The organism is Candidatus Lokiarchaeota archaeon, from assembly GCA_014730275.1.
Classification (GTDB): Archaea; Asgardarchaeota; Thorarchaeia; order Thorarchaeales; family Thorarchaeaceae; genus WJIL01.
Genome location: WJIL01000109.1, coordinates 1 through 2,538, shown reverse-complemented (window position 1 = coordinate 2,538; position 2,538 = coordinate 1). Strand labels below are relative to the sequence as shown.

The window sequence follows — 2,538 nt, the reverse complement described above, 5'->3', positions numbered from 1 at the left end:
ATGGAGAATTGGTTCATCACCGAAGTACCATGTATGTTGGATTCCATCTGTTACTTCTGCACATCCTCTGAATTTCAGCTGAAAGATTGTTGATGAAGGTGATGTAATATCCCAGGTTGTATCACTTAGAAAATGATCATAATATACAAGATGGGTGAAACCACCGCTTGTACCCCATCTGTACATCACATCGAGGCGTTCACCAAATGGCCAAATATGAGAAAGGCCCTCGTAGTCTATTTCAAACCAATAATCATCTGCATCTTGAGGAACATTATAGAATTCAAATATGATATTGATTCTGTAAACAGATCCCTCAAGCGGTTCTCTAGCATAATTATTCTTGGTACTCCATGTTCCTTCATATTCTGTTGGTGATGTATCTTTCATAGTTTGTTCCGTAAATGCGTGGACGGGCATAAACCATGCTGGAAAGCCGAAAAGAACCAATAGAATAATCAGATATCCCGTTCTTGATTTCTTTTCCTTTAAACCCCTAATGAAAAATCAAAAAAAATAATTGTCATCAATATATAGATATTATTACAATTCTGGCTTAGCAAAGTCTAACACTTTTCGGCACACTCCATGTGGTTCTGTCTGTCGATACCATGAAAGGCCACCTTGAACAGTATCTCTCTCTGCGGTCTTTGTCTTCTTCTACTCAGTCCTCCATAGGTCCTCGTCTTCAGCGTGCCTAATAGGGTACTGCCGGAAATCAGTACCAAGCAGATTCTTCTGGTAGAGCCGGACAAGTATGACTGGAGATACATACTCAAAACCGTGGGATACCCACAGTCGTAACCCTGTTTCTTCATTGGCCAATCGAGCAGAATCCACCACAAGTGTGTCCTCACTGCCGGATATTGTCCTGTTAATCAAGAAGTCCTGTGACAATTCCTTTGATGTCTTCACCCTGATTGATGCATAGACCTCGTTTTACCCTACAAGAGCGTTCTCCCAGTCAAGGTAGATGGCAACACTCTCATTCCTAGATTCATTCTATCAATACCCGCTTGGCTTGAACGCAGCCGCAATTCTTACAGCGCTCACTGCTTCATACCTCAATCACAAGCTCAAGTGAAACAGAACATAGCTGCATGGTTCCGAAAGGTCACAAAAGCCAAATCTTAAGTAGATTTTAGTGTTAACTATAATGAAGTGTTACTATGAGTAGTGAACTTGATGTTGGAAATAAGGCACCAGATTTCACATTATTGAGAGATTGGACAGGAGAACCAGGTGAAGAAATCACGCTGAGCGATGAGCTGGAAGAAGGCCCGGTTGTTCTGGTGTTCTTCCCCGCAGCGTTCTCATCCGTATGCACTGAGGAACTGTGTACATTTCGAGACGCTATGGCAGAATACAACAAACTAGGTGCGCAAGTTCTAGCTATTTCAGTCGATGGTGTATTCGCCAATGCAGCATTCAAGGACAAGAACGACCTGCAGTTCCCACTTCTCTCGGACTGGAACAAGGAAGTCATTGAAGACTATGGCGTCGTGCTCGAGGACCTTCTTGGCATGAAGAACGTAGCCAAACGTGCAGTTTTCGTTGTGAAGCAAGATGGTACCATTTCGTATACCTGGGTAAGTGATGATCCGGGCAAACTGCCACCTTTCGAAGAGATCAAGAAAGCCGTCGAAGATATAGCATAGAGCCTTCCATGACACCAGTCTTGTATCCGAAAGTTGAGATGTTCTAGGCAGCACCACAAGGTGGACCTGTGGTGTACACGGATAAGTGCGCAAGTGTTTCCACAGGTACATCTTAACTGACGGAACATGAATTGGCTGTGATTTCTGTCCAGTTATTTGGTAACATCAGATTCTATGCAATCTTATAGCATAATCAATAATCTGCGATGTGGATTTTTCCTGGACGGCCGCAATGTCTCTGCAAGAACAAAGCATTCCAGCTGCCCTAGCCCATGCTGCAAGCGATGAATGCTATGCCCTAGGAGTATACAAAACACAAAGCCAATGAATGCCTCAACCTTCTTCTTGAATTCCCAATAGCTACCATATCTCCGATTTTTCTCCAAGCATTCATATGTATTAATGATGTAGTATTCTTTGAATTCTTGTAATAATCGGAAAGCATATGCCTAAGAAGGGTGAGTAGAATGCAACCAGATATGGAGAAAAATCAAACTCATGAATTACAAGAGGTTCTGCGAACAAACAGAACACTGGGATTCTACATTGGTGGTAGTGGCATACTGGGAGCACTACTGGGTTCGGTATATTCCATCATCATCGTCTATGGCAATCTCTATCCCAGAGTGGACCTCATAAGCAATATATTGTTCTACTTACTCCTGTCTCCTGTGATTTCAGCTTTCCTCATCGCAATCCATGGACTAATCAAGAAGGGGGACAACTCGTTCTCCAGGGGATTGGGTATACTCTTGGGACTTGCCGCGATTGCGTTCCCCATCAGTCCCCTCCTGTGGATTCCCCAGCAAGGTGGGAGATTCAGTTTCATATTCGGATACGAGGCGGCCATTTGGCCCTTTCTCCCAGTGTTCGGAGCACT

4 protein-coding genes are annotated in these 2,538 nt (G+C 43.6%); 2 read left to right on the top strand and 2 right to left on the bottom strand.

Annotation, left to right across the window (positions count from 1 at the left end; all coding sequences use genetic code 11):
• On the bottom strand, positions 1-390 hold a 390-nt coding region (locus GF309_12485; GenBank protein MBD3159601.1), incomplete at its 3' end, for a hypothetical protein.
• A 270-nt stretch (positions 391-660) separates the two neighbouring features.
• A complete protein-coding gene (locus GF309_12480) occupies positions 661-897 on the bottom strand; it encodes a hypothetical protein (GenBank protein MBD3159600.1) in 237 nt (78 codons plus the stop codon).
• Positions 898-1,169: 272 nt separating this feature from the next.
• On the opposite strand from GF309_12480, the gene GF309_12475 reads away from it, so the two are divergent.
• On the top strand, positions 1,170-1,658 hold the full coding sequence (locus GF309_12475; GenBank protein MBD3159599.1) for a redoxin domain-containing protein: 489 nt from the start codon (positions 1,170-1,172) through the stop codon (positions 1,656-1,658).
• A gap of 467 nt (positions 1,659-2,125) precedes the next feature.
• A partial coding sequence (locus GF309_12470) for a hypothetical protein (GenBank protein MBD3159598.1) occupies positions 2,126-2,538 on the top strand: 413 nt, incomplete at its 3' end.